Origin of the sequence: Streptomyces sp. NPDC008150, assembly GCF_042956945.1 — a bacterium.
Lineage (GTDB): Bacteria > Actinomycetota > Actinomycetes > Streptomycetales > Streptomycetaceae > Streptomyces.
On the sequence record NZ_JBIBHJ010000008.1, the window covers coordinates 127,865 to 142,544 of the forward strand.

Consider the following 14,680-nt stretch of genomic DNA (forward strand, 5'->3'; position numbering starts at 1 on the left):
CCTCCGACCGGCCCCTCACCCCTCGCCTCCCGCACGCGGGCCGACGTCGGGGATCGCGTCGGGCGCGCGCCCCGCCCTCCGCCGGGCGTCGGGGCGCCGGGGTCGGGAGCCGGGCGTCGAGAGCCGAACGTGCGCCTCAACTGCCTTCCCGCGCAGCCCCGTTGCACCGCTGCCCGTTGCACCGCCGCCCGTTGCACCGCTCGCCGGTGCGGCTCAGCTCTCGGGCGGCGCGCCGCCCAGTACCACCGTCTCCGCCGCGTCGAACTCCACGCCCACCTCGTCGCCCACCGCCGGTGCCTGCCGCAGCGCGCACGCCGCCTCGATGCCGGGCGTCGCGCCGACGGCCGGGGTGCCCGCGTCGGGCGCGTCCAGCGGGCGCAGGCGCACCGACACGTGGGTGCCCTTGAAGGTGCGGGCGACGACCCCGCAGCGCAGGCCCTGGCCGACGGGGCCGAGCAGCACCCCGGCCGGCCGTACCAGCAGGGGGTGTTCGCCCTGCGAGGCGTCCTCGGGGACGGGCACCTTGCCCCACGGGGTGAGCGCGACACGGCCCTGGACACTCGCGGCGACCACGTTGTCGAAACCGAGAAAGCGCGCGACGAACGGATCGGCCGGCCGCTGCCACACCTCAAGTGGCGTGCCGGACTGGGCGATCCGGCCCTCCCGCATCACCACGACACGGTCGGCGAGCGCGAACGCCTCGCCCTGGTCGTGCGTGACCGCGAGCACGGTGGTGCCCAACGTGCGGAACAGTTCCCGCAGTTCGACGACGAGGCGCTCGCGCAGCGACCGGTCGAGCTGCCCGAGGGGCTCGTCCAGCATCAGCAGGCGGGGTCTCGGGGCGAGGGCGCGGGCGAGCGCGACACGCTGCTGCTCGCCGCCGGAGAGCGAGGCGACGGCCCGCCGGTCCGCGCCGGGCAGCCCGACCAGTTCCAGCAACTCCCCGACCCGCGAAGCCTGTTCGGCCCTGCCCGCACCGCGCATGCGCAGCCCGAACGCCACGTTGCCGCCGACGTCGCGCTGCGGGAACAGCTGGTGGTCCTGGAACATCAGGCCCACCTCGCGCCGGTGGGCGGCCACCCGCGCCTGGTCGCCGCCGTCGAGCAGCACCCGCCCCCCGTCGAGGGGTTGCAGCCCCGCGACGGCACGCAGCAGCGTCGACTTGCCGCTGCCGCTGGGGCCGAGCACACACACGATCTCGTGCTCCGCGACCGCGAGGTCCACGGCGTCCAGGACGGCGCGCCCGCCGAACCGCACGGTGGCCCGCTCAAGACCGAGCAGCATCAGAACTCTCCCGTCCGGTCGGTCCGCAGCCGCTCCAGGACCAGCAGGGACACCGCGCACACCACCATCAGAATCGTCGAAAGGGCCATCGCCTGGCCGTAGTTGAGGTCACCGGGGCGGCTCAGCAGCCGGGCCACGGCGACCGGCAGCGTCGGGTTGTCCGGGCGCGCGATGAACACGGTCGCCCCGAACTCGCCGAGGGAGACGGCGAACGCGAAGCCCGCGGCCACCAGCAGCGCCCTGCGCACCATCGGCAGGTCCACCTCCCGCCACACCCGCCACGGCGACGCCCCGAGCACGGCCGCGGCCTCCCGCAGCCGCTCGTCCACACCGCGCAGCACGGGCAGCATCGTCCGTACAACGAACGGCACGCCCACCAGCGCCTGCGCGAGCGGCACGATGATCCAGGAGGCGCGCAGATCCAGGGGCGGCCTGTCCAGCGCGATCAGGAACCCGAAGCCGACGGTGACCGCGGACACGCCCAGCGGCAGCATCAGCAGCGCGTCGAAGCCGCGCACGAGCCGTCCCGCGTCGCGCCGCGTCAGCGCCGCCGCGGCGAGCCCGCCGACCAGCACGGCGAAGACCGTCGCGACGACCGCGTACAGAAGGGAGTTGCCGATCGCGTTGATGGGCGGCACCAGGAACGTGCCCCCGTCGTCCCGGGTCAGCGCCCGGTAGTAGCGGAAGCCGGGGGCGTCCAGGGACCGCTGCACCAGCACCGCGAGCGGCAGCACCACCAGCACGGCGACCGTGGCCAGCACCCCCGCCAGCAGCGCCCACTGCCCGGCACCGCGCGGGCGCCGCGCGGTGACCGACGCGTCCACCAGCCGCAGCGCGCCCTCGCGGCGGCGCACGGTACGGGCGTGCACGAACAGGATCAGCGCGACCGCGGCGAACTGCACGACCGTCAGCACGGCGGCCGTGGACAGGTCGAAGATCTCGGCGGTCTGCCGGTAGATCTCCACCTCCAGCGTCGAGAACGCCGGGCCGCCCAGGATCTGCACGACGCCGAACGACGTGAACGTGAACAGGAACACCATGAGCGACGCGGCGGCCACGGCGGGCGCGAGCGCCGGCAGCGTCACCCGCCGCCACGCCGCGAACCGGGAGGCGCCCAGCATCCGGGCGGCCTCCTCCTGCCGCGGGTCGAGCTGCGCCCACAGCCCGCCGACCGTGCGGACCACCACCGCGTAGTTGAAGAAGACGTGCGCCAGCAGGATCGCCCACACCGTGGTGTCCAGCCGCACGCCCCACAGGTCGTCGAGCAGTCCGCCGCGCCCCACGAGGGCGAGGAACGCCGTGCCGACGACGACCGTCGGCAGCACGAACGGCACGGTGACGACCGCCCGCAGCGCCTGTTTGCCGGGGAAGTGGAGGCGGGCGAAGACGTAGGCGGCGGGCAGCGCGACCAGGAGCGTCAGCCCGGTCGAGGCGAGCGCCTGCCACAGCGTGAACCACAGCACGTGCCCGACGTCCGGGTCGCCGAGCACGTCGGCGACCCGGCCGAAGTGCCAGTGCCCGTCGGCGTGGAAACCGCGCAGGACGATCGCGACGACGGGGTAGGCGAAGAACACCGCGAAGAACACCACGGGCACCGCCATCAGGGCGCCCTGCACCAGCGGGGCACGGCGCGCGCGCCCCGGGGCCGGGCGCCGGTCCGCGGGACCCGCCGCCCCGCCGCCCGGCTCCCGCCCGGTCACTTCACTACGAGCGAGGTCCACGTCTTGACCCACCGGTCGCGGTTGTCGGCGATCTTCTGCGGCGCCACGGTCTCCGGGTCCTTGGCGGGGGGCCCGTACTTCGAGAACTCCGCGGGCACCGTCGCACCGTCGACCACCGGGTACACGAACATGTTCAGCGGCATGTCCTCCTGGAACTTCTTCGTCAGCAGGAAGTCGATGAGCGCCTTGCCGCCCGCGGTGTTCGACGCGTTGCTCAGCAGCCCGGCGAACTCGACCTGCCGGAAGCAGGTCCCCGCGGCGACACCGGTCGGCGCCGTCGACGGCTTCGGGTCGGCGTAGACGACCTCGGCGGGCGGCGACGACGCGTACGACACGACGAGCGGCCGGTCGCCGCCCGCCTTCCTGCCGCCCGCCGACCCGGAGAACTCCTCGTCGTACGCCTGCTCCCAGCCGTCGACGACCTTGACGCCGTTGGCCTTCAGCTTCTTCCAGTAGCCCTGCCAGCCGGAGTCGCCGTAGGCGGCGGCACTGCCGAGCAGGAACCCGAGGCCGGGCGAGGACGTGGACGCGTTCTCGGTGACCAGCAGGTTCTTGTACGCGGGCTTGGCGAGGTCGGCGAACGAGGCGGGCGGCGCCAGGTGGTGCTCGGTGAAGTACGCCTTGTCGTAGTTGACGCAGATGTCGCCGTAGTCGACGGGCGTGACGCGGTTCTTGTCCGGGTCGAGCCGGAACTGCGAGCCGACCGTGTCGAGGCCCTTCGCGGTGTACGACTGGAACAGCCCGTTGTCGAGGGCACGCGACAGCAGCGTGTTGTCGACGCCGAAGAAGACGTCGCCCTGCGGGTTGTCCTTCGTCAGGATCGCCTTGTTGACGGCCTGCCCGGCGTCACCGTCCTTGAGGACCTTGACCTTGTAGCCGGACTGCTTCTCGAAGGCGGCGAGGACGCTCTTGGAGACGGCCCACGAGTCGTGACTGACCAGCGTCACGGTCTTGGAGCCGCCGGACGCCTGCCCGCCGGACGAACCGCAGCCGGACAGCGCGGCGACGCCGGCCATGCCGAGACCCACGGTCGCGGCGGCGAACCGGCGGCGGCTGATGCCCCTGGTGATGCTCACGGAAATCCTCCTGGAGGGACCAGGAAGAGACGCGGCCCCGCCCGGGAACCCCGAAGGGGGCCGCGGGCAGGGCGCAACAGCTTGAGTGGTGACCGAACTTCCTACCCAGAATGACCTGGGCGAGGTTCAGAGGGTCTGCGGTTGCCCGCACTCTCAGCGCTGTGGCGCTCCCCTGTCGGATATGAAGATCTTCAGTTGTACCGATGCACGGCCGACCGTTTCTGCGGATCACCGTACGTACGGATTGCCGTACATGCGGATTGCCGTACCTACAGCTACCCGTACATGCGGCTGAACCGACGTTCGGACTGTCCGACATCCGGATCGGCCGACGTACCGACATTCCGACGTACCGACAACAACACGGTACGTCCGCCGGTCAGACTACCGCTCGGTCGCGGCGAGCTGGCCGCACGCCCCGTCGATCTCCTGGCCACGGGTGTCCCGGACGGTCACCGGCACCCCGTGGGAGGCGATGGCCTCCACGAACGCCTTCTCGTCCTCGGGCCGCGACGCCGTCCACTTCGAGCCGGGCGTCGGGTTCAACGGGATGAGGTTGACGTGCACGGGCTTGCCCCGCAGCAGCCGGCCGAGCCGGTCACCGCGCCACGCCTGGTCGTTGATGTCCCGGATCAGCGCGTACTCGATGGACAGCCGGCGCCCGGACCGGGCCGCGTACTCCAGACCCGCGTCGAGCACCTCCCGCACCTTCCACCGCGTGTTGACGGGCACGAGGGTGTCGCGCAGCTCGTCGTCGGGTGCGTGCAGGGAGATCGCGAGACGGCACTTGAAGCCCTCGTCGGCGAACCGGTTGATGGCGGGCACGAGGCCGACCGTCGACACCGTGATGCCCCGCTGCGACAGGCCCAGCCCGTCGGGCTCCGGGTCGGTGAGGCGGCGGATCGCGCCGACGACGCGGTTGTAGTTGGCGAGCGGCTCGCCCATGCCCATGAACACGATGTTCGACAGCCGTGCCGGGCCGCCGGGGATCTCGCCGTCACGCAGGGCGCGCATGCCGTCGACGATCTGGTGCACGATCTCCGCGGTCGACAGGTTCCGGTCGAGACCGGCCTGCCCGGTCGCGCAGAACGGGCAGTTCATGCCGCAGCCCGCCTGTGAACTGATGCACATGGTGACCCGGTCCGGGTACCGCATCAGCACCGACTCGACGAGCGTCCCGTCGAACAGCCGCCACAGCGTCTTGCGGGTGGTCTCCTGGTCGGTCGACAGATGCCGCACGACCGTCATCAGCTCGGGCAGCAGGGCGTCCCGCAGCGCGGTGCGCGAACCGGCGGGGATGTCGGTCCACTGCTCCGGGTCGTGCGCGTACCGCGCGAAGTAGTGCTGCGAGAGCTGCTTGGCGCGGAACGGCTTCTCGCCGGTCGCGGCCACCGCTTCCTTGCGCTCGGCGGGCGTGAGGTCGGCGAGGTGCCGCGGCGGCTTCTTGGCTCCGCGCGGGGCGACGAACGTGAGTTCTCCGGGCTTTGTAGGCATGGCTCTACCAGTGTCGCAGATCCGATCGGGTGACCCGACCGGCCGGATTCCGGAGGCCGCGACGCCGCCCCGCGCGGACCCGCACGGCGCCCGGCACCGCCCGCCGCGGGCGTACGCGCGGTGGTACGCGTGCGGGCCGCCGCCCCGAGGGGTGGCGGCCCGCACGAGGACCGTCGCGTGAACCGGACGCTCAGCCCGAACCCACGAACAGCACCAGCAGCAGCCACACCACCGGCGCCGTCGGCAGCAGCGAGTCCAGGCGGTCCATGATGCCGCCGTGGCCCGGCAGCAGCGTGCCCATGTCCTTGATGCCGAGGTCCCGCTTGATCATGGACTCGCCCAGGTCGCCGAGCGTGGCACTCGCCGCGACCGCGAGACCCAGCAGCAGGCCCTGCCACCACTCGCCGTCGTCGATCATGAACTGCATGCACAGCGCGCCCGCGACCATCGCGAACGCGACAGCACCCGCCAGACCCTCACGGGTCTTGCCGGGGCTGATGCGCGGCGCCAGCTTGTGGCTGCCGAAGCGCCAGCCGACCGCGTACGCGCCCGTGTCGCTGACCACCGTCAGCACCAGGAACATCAGCACCCGCCACGGCCCGTCGTGCGCGGTGAGCAGCAGCGCGACGAACGTCGCGAGGAACGGCACGTAGAACGCGGCGAACACGCCCGCCGTGACGTCCTTGAGATAGCCGTCCGGCGGTTCCGTCATCCGCCACACCAGGACCGCGAGCGCGGTCAGCGCCATCGCCACCCAGGCGCCCTCGGGCCCCCGGACATAACCGGCGACCACCATCGCGGCACCGCCGACCGCCAGCGGCACGAGCGGCGCCTTGATGTCCTTGCGCTCCCGCAGCCGGCTGGTCAGCTCCCACAGGCCGACGACGACCGCGACCGCGATGACGCCCACGAACACGGCCTTCACCACGAACAACGACGCGATGATCACCACGCCGAGACCGACGCCGACGCCTATGGCCGCACCCAGGTCCCGCCCCGCGCTCTTCCTCTGCGGCGCGGGCGCCGGCTGCGGGGCGTCGGGCATGGGCTCCGGATTCTGCGGCACCGTCCCGTGGGGCGGCGCCGTCGGCGTCTCGTCGCGGAACAGGGGGCCGCTCGGCCGAGCGGCCCCCGGGTCGTCATCCTGGTCTCCGCCGTGTGCGGGTACGTCGGGCACGATGGGCATGGGGCGAGTCTGCTGGGCGTCATGCGCATCGTACGCGGGACCCGCCGGGGCTACCCCCTGGACAGGTCCCCCGTCGGACGGCCCCCAGTACCCGGCCTGTGGCGCAGCACCCCAGGAAGAGTCGTTCATCAGACTTCGAGCAGCTCCGATTCCTTGTGCTTCAGAAGCTCGTCCACCTGGGCGACGTACTTCGCCGTGGTGTCGTCGAGCTCCTTCTCCGCACGGCGGCCCTCGTCCTCGCCGACCTCGCCGTCCTTGACGAGCTTGTCGATGGCGTCCTTGGCCTTGCGGCGCACGGAACGGATCGAGACCTTGGCATCCTCGCCCTTGGTCCGCGCGACCTTGATGTAGTCGCGGCGGCGCTCCTCGGTCAGCTCCGGGAACGTCACCCGGATGATGTTGCCGTCGTTGCTCGGGTTGACGCCCAGGTCGGAGTCCCGGATCGCCTGCTCGATGTTGCGCAGCGCGGTCTTGTCGAACGGGGTCACCACCGCCATGCGCGGCTCCGGCACGGAGAACGAGGCGAGCTGGTTGATCGGCGTCGGCGCCCCGTAGTAGTCCGCCACGATCTTGTTGAACATCGCCGGGTGCGCACGGCCGGTGCGGATCGCGGCGAAGTCCTCCTTGGCGACCACGACGGCCTTCTCCATCTTCTCCTCGGCCTCGAGGAGGGTCTCTTCGATCACCACTTGCTCCTGCGTGTCTTGAGTAGGCCCGGCCGCGGCACCTCGTCGGCGCCGTCGGCCGGCTGCGTCGCGTCTTCTTCCTGCACGGTTCCCGACCGGCAGGACATTGTCCATCCCCCGGCCGGGGTCCCGTCCCCGGCGTCCTCGGACAGACGGCCCCGCGGACGGCTGGTTCTGCGCTCAGGCGCGTGCGGCCCGGTCCCCCACGAGTGTGCCGATCTTCTCACCCTTGACGGCCCGCGCGATATTGCCCTCGGCGAGCAGTTCGAAGACCACGATCGGGAGCTGGTTGTCACGGCACAGCGTGACGGCCGTCGCGTCCGCGACCTTCAGGTCCCGGGTGATGACCTCGCCGTAGCCGAGCGAGTCGAACTTGACCGCGTCCGGGTTCTTCTTGGGGTCGGAGTCGTACACACCGTCGACGCCGTTCTTGCCCATCAGCAGCGCCTCCGCGTCGATCTCCAGGGCGCGCTGCGCCGCGGTGGTGTCGGTGGAGAAGTACGGCATGCCCATCCCGGCACCGAAGATGACCACGCGGCCCTTCTCCAGGTGACGGACGGCGCGCAGCGGAATGTACGGCTCGGCGACCTGCCCCATCGTGATGGCGGTCTGCACCCGGCTGTCGATGCCCTCCTTCTCCAGGAAGTCCTGGAGGGCCAGGCAGTTCATGACGGTGCCGAGCATGCCCATGTAGTCGGAGCGCGCCCGGTCCATGCCGCGCTGCTGGAGCTCCGCGCCGCGGAAGAAGTTCCCGCCGCCGATGACGACGGCGATCTCCGCGCCGTCACGGACGACGGCGGCGATCTCACGGGCGATGGCGTGCACCACGTCGGGGTCCACGCCCAGGCCGCCGCCGCCGGCGAACGCCTCTCCGGACAGCTTCAGCAGGAACCGGCGGCGCACTTTGCCGCCGTCGCTCTTCTCGGCCTTGGTGGTCATGGAGTTCTCCTCGTGGTGCACATGCGAAGGAGGCCACTGCCGGTGGGGTGTCGTTCGCATCCCATGCGGCAATGGCCTCCTCGTCAGATCTGCTGTCGCCCGGCACACGTGCGTGCGTGCCGGCGTACGCGGACGACTGCTGCCGACCCTATCCGGGCCGTGCGTCCTTCGCGGTACGGACTCAGATGCCGACCTTGATGCGCGAGAAGCGCTTCAGGGTGACACCCGCCTCGTCCAGAACCTTCTGGACCGACTTCTTGTTGTCCAGCGCGTAGGGCTGGCCCAGGAGCGTCGCGTCCTTGAAGAACCCGTTGACGCGACCCTCGACGATCTTCGGGAGCGCGGCCTCGGGCTTGCCCTCGGCGCGGGTGGTCTCCTCGGCGATACGACGCTCGGACTCGACGACCTCGGCCGGCACGTCCTCGCGGGACAGGTACTTCGGCGCGAACGCGGCGATGTGCTGGGCGACGCCCTTGGCGATCTCGGCGTTCGGCTTGTCCAGCTCGACGAGGACACCGATCTGCGGCGGCAGGTCGGGCATCGTGCGGTGCATGTACGCGGTGACGTAGCCGTCCGCGAACTGGGCGAAGCGGTCCAGGACGATCTTCTCGCCCAGGTTCGCGTTGGCCTCGTCGACGAACGCCTGAACCGTCTTGCCGGGCTCGATCTCGGAGGCGAGCAGCGCCTCCAGGTCGGCCGGAACGGTCTTCGCGACGTGCTCGGCGATGGTGTTGGCCACGGCCTGGAACTTGTCGCCCTTGGCGACGAAGTCCGTCTCGCACTTCAGCTCGACGAGGACGCCGGAGGAGTTGTCGTCGGCGATGATGGAGACCACGGCGCCGTTCTCGGCGGAGCGGCCCTCGCGCTTGGCGACGCCCTTCTGGCCCTTGATGCGCAGCTCCTCGACGGCCTTGTCGACGTTGCCGTCGGCCTCGTCGAGAGCCTTCTTGCAGTCCATCATGCCGGCGCCCGTGAGCTCACGGAGCTTCTTGACGTCGGCGGCGGTGTAGTTCGCCATGATCTGTAAATCTCTTCTCGGAGTTCGAAGTCTCGAAGTCGGCGGCGGCACCACGCCCTCGGGCGGGCGACCGCCCAAGAGCTCGGGCCGCGAAGATCGCGGGACCCTGCGCGTGGACGGCGGGCGGCGCGCTCGGCGCCGCCCACCGTCACATCACGTCAGGCCCTGCGGCCCGGGGGTCAGGCCTGCTCGGCCTCGGCGGCCGGGGCCTCGGTGGCGGCAGCCTCGTCGGCGGGCTTCTCGGCCTCGGCGGCGGGGGCCTCGTCGGCCTGCTCGGCGTCGGCGACCTTCTCCGTCTCGGCGGAGGTCTGCACCTCGGCGTCGTCGGCCTTCTTCTCACCCTCGAGCAGGTCGCGCTCCCACGCGGCCAGCGGCTCGCCCGCGGCCTTGTCACCCTCGGCGGCCTTGCCGGCGCCGGAACGGGCGATGAGGCCCTCGGCGACGGCGTCGGCGATCACGCGGGTCAGCAGCGTGACGGAGCGGATCGCGTCGTCGTTGCCGGGGATCTTGTAGTCGACCTCGTCGGGGTCGCAGTTGGTGTCGAGGATCGCGACGACCGGGATGTTGAGCTTCCGGGCCTCACCGACCGCGATGTGCTCCTTCTTGGTGTCCACGATCCAGACGGCGCTGGGCACCTTCTGCATCTCGCGGATACCACCGAGGGTCTTCTCCAGCTTGGCCTTCTCGCGCGACAGCACGAGAAGCTCCTTCTTGGTCAGACCGGACGCGGCGACGTCCTCGAAGTCGATCTGCTCAAGCTCCTTGAGGCGCTGCAGACGCTTGTAGACGGTCGAGAAGTTGGTGAGCATGCCGCCCAGCCAGCGCTGGTTGACATACGGCATGCCGACGCGGGTGGCCTGCTCCGCGATGGCCTCCTGCGCCTGCTTCTTCGTGCCGACGAACATGACCGTGCCGCCGTGGGCGACGGTCTCCTTGACGAACTCGTAGGCGCGGTCGATGTACGACAGCGACTGGAGCAGGTCGATGATGTAGATGCCGTTGCGCTCCGTGAAGATGAAGCGCTTCATCTTCGGGTTCCAACGACGGGTCTGGTGACCGAAGTGGACGCCGCTTTCCAGCAGCTCCCGCATCGTGACGACGGCCATGGCCGTTCTCCTTGATTTGCTCGGTTGTGCCGCGGGGACCGGACGGCTCCCGCGCCTGACGCACCCGATACGCCGTGCCACAAGGGACCGAGGGGCGTGACCAACGACTTCGAGAAGCGTGCGAAGGCTTCTGGGAGGCCGCTGTCGGGGCGTGCGAAGTCGACCCGGACACCCGGGTCGCCATGAGAAGTGTACGGGACCCGCGGAGCGACGGGTGACGCCGTTGTCCACAACCGAGCACCGGTCCACAGGTCCCAGCCATGATCACCCCACCTGCGAGAACCTACCCACATGCGACGAGCAGGACGAAACACACGTACCGCCCTCCGACTGCTCCTGGCAGCCACCGCGGCCCTCCCCCTCGCGACGGGAAGCCGGGCGCACGAGACACCGCCGGGAACGCGCACGGCCGGGCTGGGACCGGCGGGCGTGGTGGTGCGCGCCTCCGGGGACGGGGCGGAGGGTGCCGTTCCGGGGAGGGGTGCGGGTGCGGGTGCGGGCAGAGCTTGGGGCGGGGTGGGTGAGGGGGTGGGGAGGGGGAGGGGGGTGGGGGTGGGGCCCCCGGGAGGGGCGACAGAACCGCCCGCCCCCGCCCCCGACGACCCCCCGCCCCGGCTCGCCCGGGCCTGGCCCGTCGCCCCGCGCCCTCCCGTGCTGCGCGGCTGGGCTCCGCCCGCGACGCCGTACGGGGCCGGGCACCGCGGGGTCGATCTCGGCGCCCCGCCGGGGTCGCCGGTGCGGGCGGTCGCGGCGGGCCGGGTCGCCTTCGCCGGCCGGGTCGCGGGGCGGGGCGTCGTGTCCGTCGACCTCGCGGGCACGGGTAGTCCCCCGCTGCGCACGACGTACGAACCGGTGTCGGCGCCGGCCTCGGTGAAGAAGGGCACGGTGGTCGCCGCAGGCGCGGTGCTGGGGACGATGGAGGTCCCGCCCGCTCCCGCGCACTGCCCGGTGTCGTGCCTGCACTGGGGGCTGCGGCGCGGGGACGCCTACCTCAATCCGCTCGCGCTGCTTCCGCCGTGGCTGCTGCGCGGGAGTCCGTCGCGGCTGCTTCCGGTGCTCGGGGTGCCGCTGCCGGGACGTCCGGCGAGCTGACGAGGCCGGCCCCGGTCACGCGAAGGCGCGGCGTCCACGTCCACCGGACCTCGCTCCGGGCCGGCGCGGCAGGCCGGAGTCAGCCCCCAACGCCCCGCAGGGCCATCGCGACCGCCGCTTCCGTGATCACCGTCGGTTTCTCCGCGGCGCCCAGTTCGATGCGTCGCACGGCGGCGTCGACGACGCCTTGCAGCAGCATCGCGGCCAGCCTGGGTTCGGCGTGCCCCATGTCGCGCAGCGCCTCGACGATCATCGCGACGAGTCCGCCGTGGGCGGCGCGGATCTTCTCGCGGGCGCCGGCGTCCAGTTCGCCCGCGGAGATCGCGACCACGGCGCGGTGCCGGCGGTCACCGACGAGGGCGAGCTGGCTGCGTACGTAGGCCTCGACCTTGCCGTCGGGGGTGTCCGCCCGGCGCATGGCCTCGGAGACCTCGGCCGCCCAGACGGGGAAGTCGACCTCGCAGAGTTCTTCGACGACGGCGGCACGGGAGCGGAAGTACTCGTACACGGAGGAGCGTGCGAGTCCCGTCCGCTCGGCCAGGGCGGGGAAGGTGAGTGCTTCCGTCCCGCCTTCGGACAGCAGGGACCGAGCCGCGTCCAGCAGGGCGGCTCGCTGCATCGACCGGTGCTCGGCCACGGAGGCCGCTCGAATCCTTGGCACGTCGCCCACTGTACGGAGGGGTCCCCCGCGGAGGGAATCGCTCCCGCCGGGTCATCGGCCGAAGGACGCCAGCTTGGCTCGAAGCTGGAGGACGGACTTGGTGTGGATCTGGCTCACCCGGCTCTCGGTCACGCCGAGCACGTTGCCGATCTCGGCGAGGGTGAGTCCCTCGTAGTAGTAGAGCGTGACCACGGTCTTCTCCCGGTCGGGGAGGGTGTTGATGGCGCGGGCCAGGAAGCGGCGGAGTTCGCGGTCCTCGGCGACCTCGACCGGGTTGTCGGCGGCGGTGTCCTCCAGGGTGTCCATGAGGCTGAGCCGGCCGCCGCCCTCGCCTCCGACGTGCAGCAGTTCCTCCAGGGCGACCACGTTGGCCAGGGAGAGCTGGCTGAAGACGGCGTGCAGGTCCTCGACGCCGATGCCCATCTCGGCGGCGACCTCCGTCTCGGAGGGGGTGCGCCGCATCCGGGCTTCGAGGGTGGCGTAGGCGCGTTCGACGTTGCGTGCCTTCTGGCGGACCGAGCGGGGGATCCAGTCCAGTGCGCGGAGTTCGTCGATCATCGCGCCGCGGATCCGGGTGATCGCGTAGGTCTCGAACTTGATCTCGCGGTTGATGTCGAACTTCTCGATGGCGTCGATGAGTCCGAACACCCCGGAGGAGACGAAGTCGGCCTGTTCGACGTTGGGCGGCAGTCCGACGCTGACCCGGCCCGCGACGTATTTCACGAGGGGCGAGTAGTGCAGGATCAGTTGCTCGCGCAGTCGCTCGTCCCCCGTCGCCTTGTACGACCGCCACAGCTCGTCGAGCGTCGAGGGAGCGGGGGGCCGCACGCTGCCACCGTCGCGAGCGGCTGGGGGGAGCGCCGCCCGGTCGGACCCGGAGGTGTGCTGGGGCATTCGTCGCCTTGTGCCGTTCTGCCGTGATGTGGGGGGTGTCTGCCGGCTGTCCGCCGGACCTGTCGGTCTGGTGTCGAGTTGGCCGCCTGCTCGGAAATCCTTGTGAGCGTAGCGTGACTGATGTGTCGCGGTGAGCGAAGGCGGGCCCGCAATCATGCGCAGATACGTTCCGCTCGGCGCTCCTGCGGGTCACCCGGACAGGTCCGGGTGACCCGTGGTCGGTGTCAACTCCGCTGTGGCGCAAGGGCGTCGGGATTACCTCGGATGGCTGAACGGGCGTGGTCAGGGCCGGTTTCGGCGTTCCTGGCCGGATGTTGTCGCCTGGCGTGTCAACTGCCAGCCGTCGCCCAGCCGTTCGACGTGGCCGAGGGAGCGGAGTTCGTACAGTCTCGCGACGGCGTCGTCCTGGGTGGTCCCGGCCGCGCGGGCGACGGCGTCCGCCGGGAGCGCGGTGCGTGCGGGCAGCGCGTCGAGGACGCGGAGGGTGTCGGGGTCGAGGAGGTCGCGGGGCACAACGGGGCCGTGTCGTTCGGGGGCCAGTTCGCCGATGGCGCCGACCAGTTCGACGACTTCGGCCGCGTCGGTGACCAGTTCGGCCTCCGCGCGCAGGAGTTCGTGGACTCCGGCGGAAAGTGGGCTGGTGGCGGGGCCGGGGACGCCCATGGTGAAGCGGCCGAGGCGTTGTGCCGCGCGGGCGGTGACGAGGGAGCCGCTGCGGTGGGCGGCCTCGACGACGACGGTGCCTCGGGTGAGGGCGGCGATGACGCGGTTGCGTACCAGGAACCGGCTGGGGGTCGGATGTTCGCCCGGCCCCAACTCGGCGATGACGAGGCCCTGTTCGGCGATCCTGTTGATCAGCTGGGTGTGACCGCGCGGGTAGGGGCGGTCGACGCCGCAAGCGAGGACGGCGATGGTGGCGCCGCCCGCGGCGAGGGCACCGCGGTGGGCGGCGCCGTCGATGCCGTAGGCCCCGCCGGACACGACGACCCAGCCCCGTTCGGCGAGTCCGGCGGCGAGGGCGGTGGCCATGTGTGCCCCGTAGCCGGTGCAGGCGCGGGCGCCGACGACCGCGACGGAGCGAAGTGCCCATGTCCGCAGGCCGGGCCGACCGCGTACCCACAGGCCGATGGGCCGTCCGTCGCCCAGGTCGTCGAGTTGGGCGGGCCATTCGGCGGTGCCCGGCCGTACGAACCGTACGCCCGCCTCGTGTGCGGCCGTCAGGTCCCGGGCGGGGTCGGCCCGTTCGGCGCGGGCACGGTAGCCGGCCCAGCGCCGGGCGGTGAGTCCGGGGGGCGGCGGCCCGTGTTCGCCGAGCCGGCGCACGGCCGCGACGGCTCCGGTCCGGTGCACCCATCGTCCGCCGGCCTCGTCGCCGGGTTCGACGACCCGGTTGAGCAGGACCCGGGCGTGGAGGTCGGTGTCGGCATCGTCGGTGCCCTCGTCAACGGGGCAGCGTCGCCCGTCGGTTCGGTCGCAGGGGCCGGTCCGGGCGCCTCCGGCGCCAGGGTCGTGCCCGGCGCCCG

13 protein-coding genes and 1 riboswitch are annotated in these 14,680 nt (G+C 71.8%); of the genes, 1 reads left to right on the top strand and 12 read right to left on the bottom strand.

The genetic code is table 11. From position 1 onward, the window contains the following. Positions 1 to 213: 213 nt before the first annotated feature. The 9 genes from ACFZA0_RS20950 to rpsB all read right to left on the bottom strand — a co-directional run bounded on the left by ACFZA0_RS20950 (position 214) and on the right by rpsB (position 10,510). Entirely contained in the window at positions 214 to 1,284 is a 1,071-nt protein-coding gene (locus tag ACFZA0_RS20950; protein ID WP_391018982.1) for an ATP-binding cassette domain-containing protein, read from the bottom strand. Next, the gene (locus tag ACFZA0_RS20955; protein WP_391018984.1) at positions 1,284 to 2,885 is read right to left on the bottom strand and encodes an ABC transporter permease subunit; all 1,602 of its coding nucleotides are present in this window, start codon (positions 2,883 to 2,885) and stop codon (positions 1,284 to 1,286) included. Before ACFZA0_RS20955 ends, ACFZA0_RS20950 begins: the two co-directional genes overlap by 1 nt. Before the next feature lie 95 nt (positions 2,886 to 2,980). Continuing rightward, positions 2,981 to 4,021: a thiamine ABC transporter substrate-binding protein gene (locus ACFZA0_RS20960; protein WP_391019470.1), complete on the bottom strand. Its 1,041-nt coding sequence runs from the start codon at positions 4,019 to 4,021 to the stop codon at positions 2,981 to 2,983. A gap of 140 nt (positions 4,022 to 4,161) precedes the next feature. Then, a riboswitch (TPP riboswitch) is annotated at positions 4,162 to 4,265 on the bottom strand. Between the two features lie 200 nt (positions 4,266 to 4,465). Then, a complete protein-coding gene (gene rlmN / locus ACFZA0_RS20965; protein WP_391018987.1) occupies positions 4,466 to 5,575 on the bottom strand; it encodes a 23S rRNA (adenine(2503)-C(2))-methyltransferase RlmN in 1,110 nt (369 codons plus the stop codon). A gap of 190 nt (positions 5,576 to 5,765) precedes the next feature. Then, on the bottom strand, positions 5,766 to 6,890 hold the full coding sequence (locus ACFZA0_RS20970) for a phosphatidate cytidylyltransferase (RefSeq protein WP_391018989.1): 1,125 nt from the start codon (positions 6,888 to 6,890) through the stop codon (positions 5,766 to 5,768). Then, positions 6,890 to 7,447, bottom strand: a complete 558-nt coding sequence (gene frr, locus ACFZA0_RS20975) for a ribosome recycling factor (RefSeq protein ID WP_391018991.1) — start codon at positions 7,445 to 7,447, stop codon at positions 6,890 to 6,892. The genes ACFZA0_RS20970 and frr overlap by 1 nt, the downstream gene beginning before the upstream one ends. Positions 7,448 to 7,627: 180 nt before the next feature. Next, positions 7,628 to 8,386 carry a UMP kinase gene (pyrH, locus tag ACFZA0_RS20980; RefSeq protein ID WP_391018994.1) on the bottom strand — a complete coding sequence of 253 codons (759 nt, stop codon included), beginning with the start codon at positions 8,384 to 8,386 and terminating at the stop codon, positions 7,628 to 7,630. Between the two features lie 181 nt (positions 8,387 to 8,567). Then, the gene (tsf, locus tag ACFZA0_RS20985) at positions 8,568 to 9,404 is read right to left on the bottom strand and encodes a translation elongation factor Ts (protein ID WP_391018997.1); all 837 of its coding nucleotides are present in this window, start codon (positions 9,402 to 9,404) and stop codon (positions 8,568 to 8,570) included. A gap of 179 nt (positions 9,405 to 9,583) precedes the next feature. Continuing rightward, positions 9,584 to 10,510: a 30S ribosomal protein S2 gene (gene rpsB / locus ACFZA0_RS20990; protein WP_391019000.1), complete on the bottom strand. Its 927-nt coding sequence runs from the start codon at positions 10,508 to 10,510 to the stop codon at positions 9,584 to 9,586. Positions 10,511 to 11,062: 552 nt separating this feature from the next. Between rpsB and ACFZA0_RS20995 the strand changes: the two genes are divergently transcribed. Then, positions 11,063 to 11,602 (top strand): peptidoglycan DD-metalloendopeptidase family protein, encoded by a 540-nt coding sequence (locus ACFZA0_RS20995; RefSeq protein WP_391019003.1) that lies wholly within the window; start codon positions 11,063 to 11,065, stop codon positions 11,600 to 11,602. A 79-nt stretch (positions 11,603 to 11,681) separates the two neighbouring features. On the opposite strand, the gene ACFZA0_RS21000 is transcribed toward ACFZA0_RS20995, so the two are convergent. The 3 genes from ACFZA0_RS21000 to dprA all read right to left on the bottom strand — a co-directional run bounded on the left by ACFZA0_RS21000 (position 11,682) and on the right by dprA (position 14,555). Then, entirely contained in the window at positions 11,682 to 12,239 is a 558-nt protein-coding gene (locus ACFZA0_RS21000; protein WP_391019473.1) for a TetR family transcriptional regulator, read from the bottom strand. A 75-nt stretch (positions 12,240 to 12,314) separates the two neighbouring features. Continuing rightward, positions 12,315 to 13,157 (bottom strand): RNA polymerase sigma factor WhiG, encoded by an 843-nt coding sequence (gene whiG, locus ACFZA0_RS21005; protein ID WP_391019005.1) that lies wholly within the window; start codon positions 13,155 to 13,157, stop codon positions 12,315 to 12,317. A 282-nt stretch (positions 13,158 to 13,439) separates the two neighbouring features. Next, entirely contained in the window at positions 13,440 to 14,555 is a 1,116-nt protein-coding gene (gene dprA / locus ACFZA0_RS21010) for a DNA-processing protein DprA (protein WP_391019476.1), read from the bottom strand. Positions 14,556 to 14,680: the final 125 nt, after the last annotated feature.

Coding starts and splice junctions, on each gene's coding strand:
- ACFZA0_RS20960 (WP_391019470.1), bottom strand. CDS start 4,021: ATGGCCGGCGTCGCCGCGCTGTCCGGCTGCGGTTCGTCCGGCGGGCAG.
- pyrH (WP_391018994.1), bottom strand. CDS start 8,386: ATGACCACCAAGGCCGAGAAGAGCGACGGCGGCAAAGTGCGCCGCCGG.
- ACFZA0_RS20955 (WP_391018984.1), bottom strand. CDS start 2,885: ATGGCGGTGCCCGTGGTGTTCTTCGCGGTGTTCTTCGCCTACCCCGTC.
- ACFZA0_RS20950 (WP_391018982.1), bottom strand. CDS start 1,284: ATGCTGCTCGGTCTTGAGCGGGCCACCGTGCGGTTCGGCGGGCGCGCC.
- tsf (WP_391018997.1), bottom strand. CDS start 9,404: ATGGCGAACTACACCGCCGCCGACGTCAAGAAGCTCCGTGAGCTCACG.
- ACFZA0_RS20970 (WP_391018989.1), bottom strand. CDS start 6,890: ATGAACGACTCTTCCTGGGGTGCTGCGCCACAGGCCGGGTACTGGGGG.
- rpsB (WP_391019000.1), bottom strand. CDS start 10,510: ATGGCCGTCGTCACGATGCGGGAGCTGCTGGAAAGCGGCGTCCACTTC.
- whiG (WP_391019005.1), bottom strand. CDS start 13,157: ATGCCCCAGCACACCTCCGGGTCCGACCGGGCGGCGCTCCCCCCAGCC.
- rlmN (WP_391018987.1), bottom strand. CDS start 5,575: ATGCCTACAAAGCCCGGAGAACTCACGTTCGTCGCCCCGCGCGGAGCC.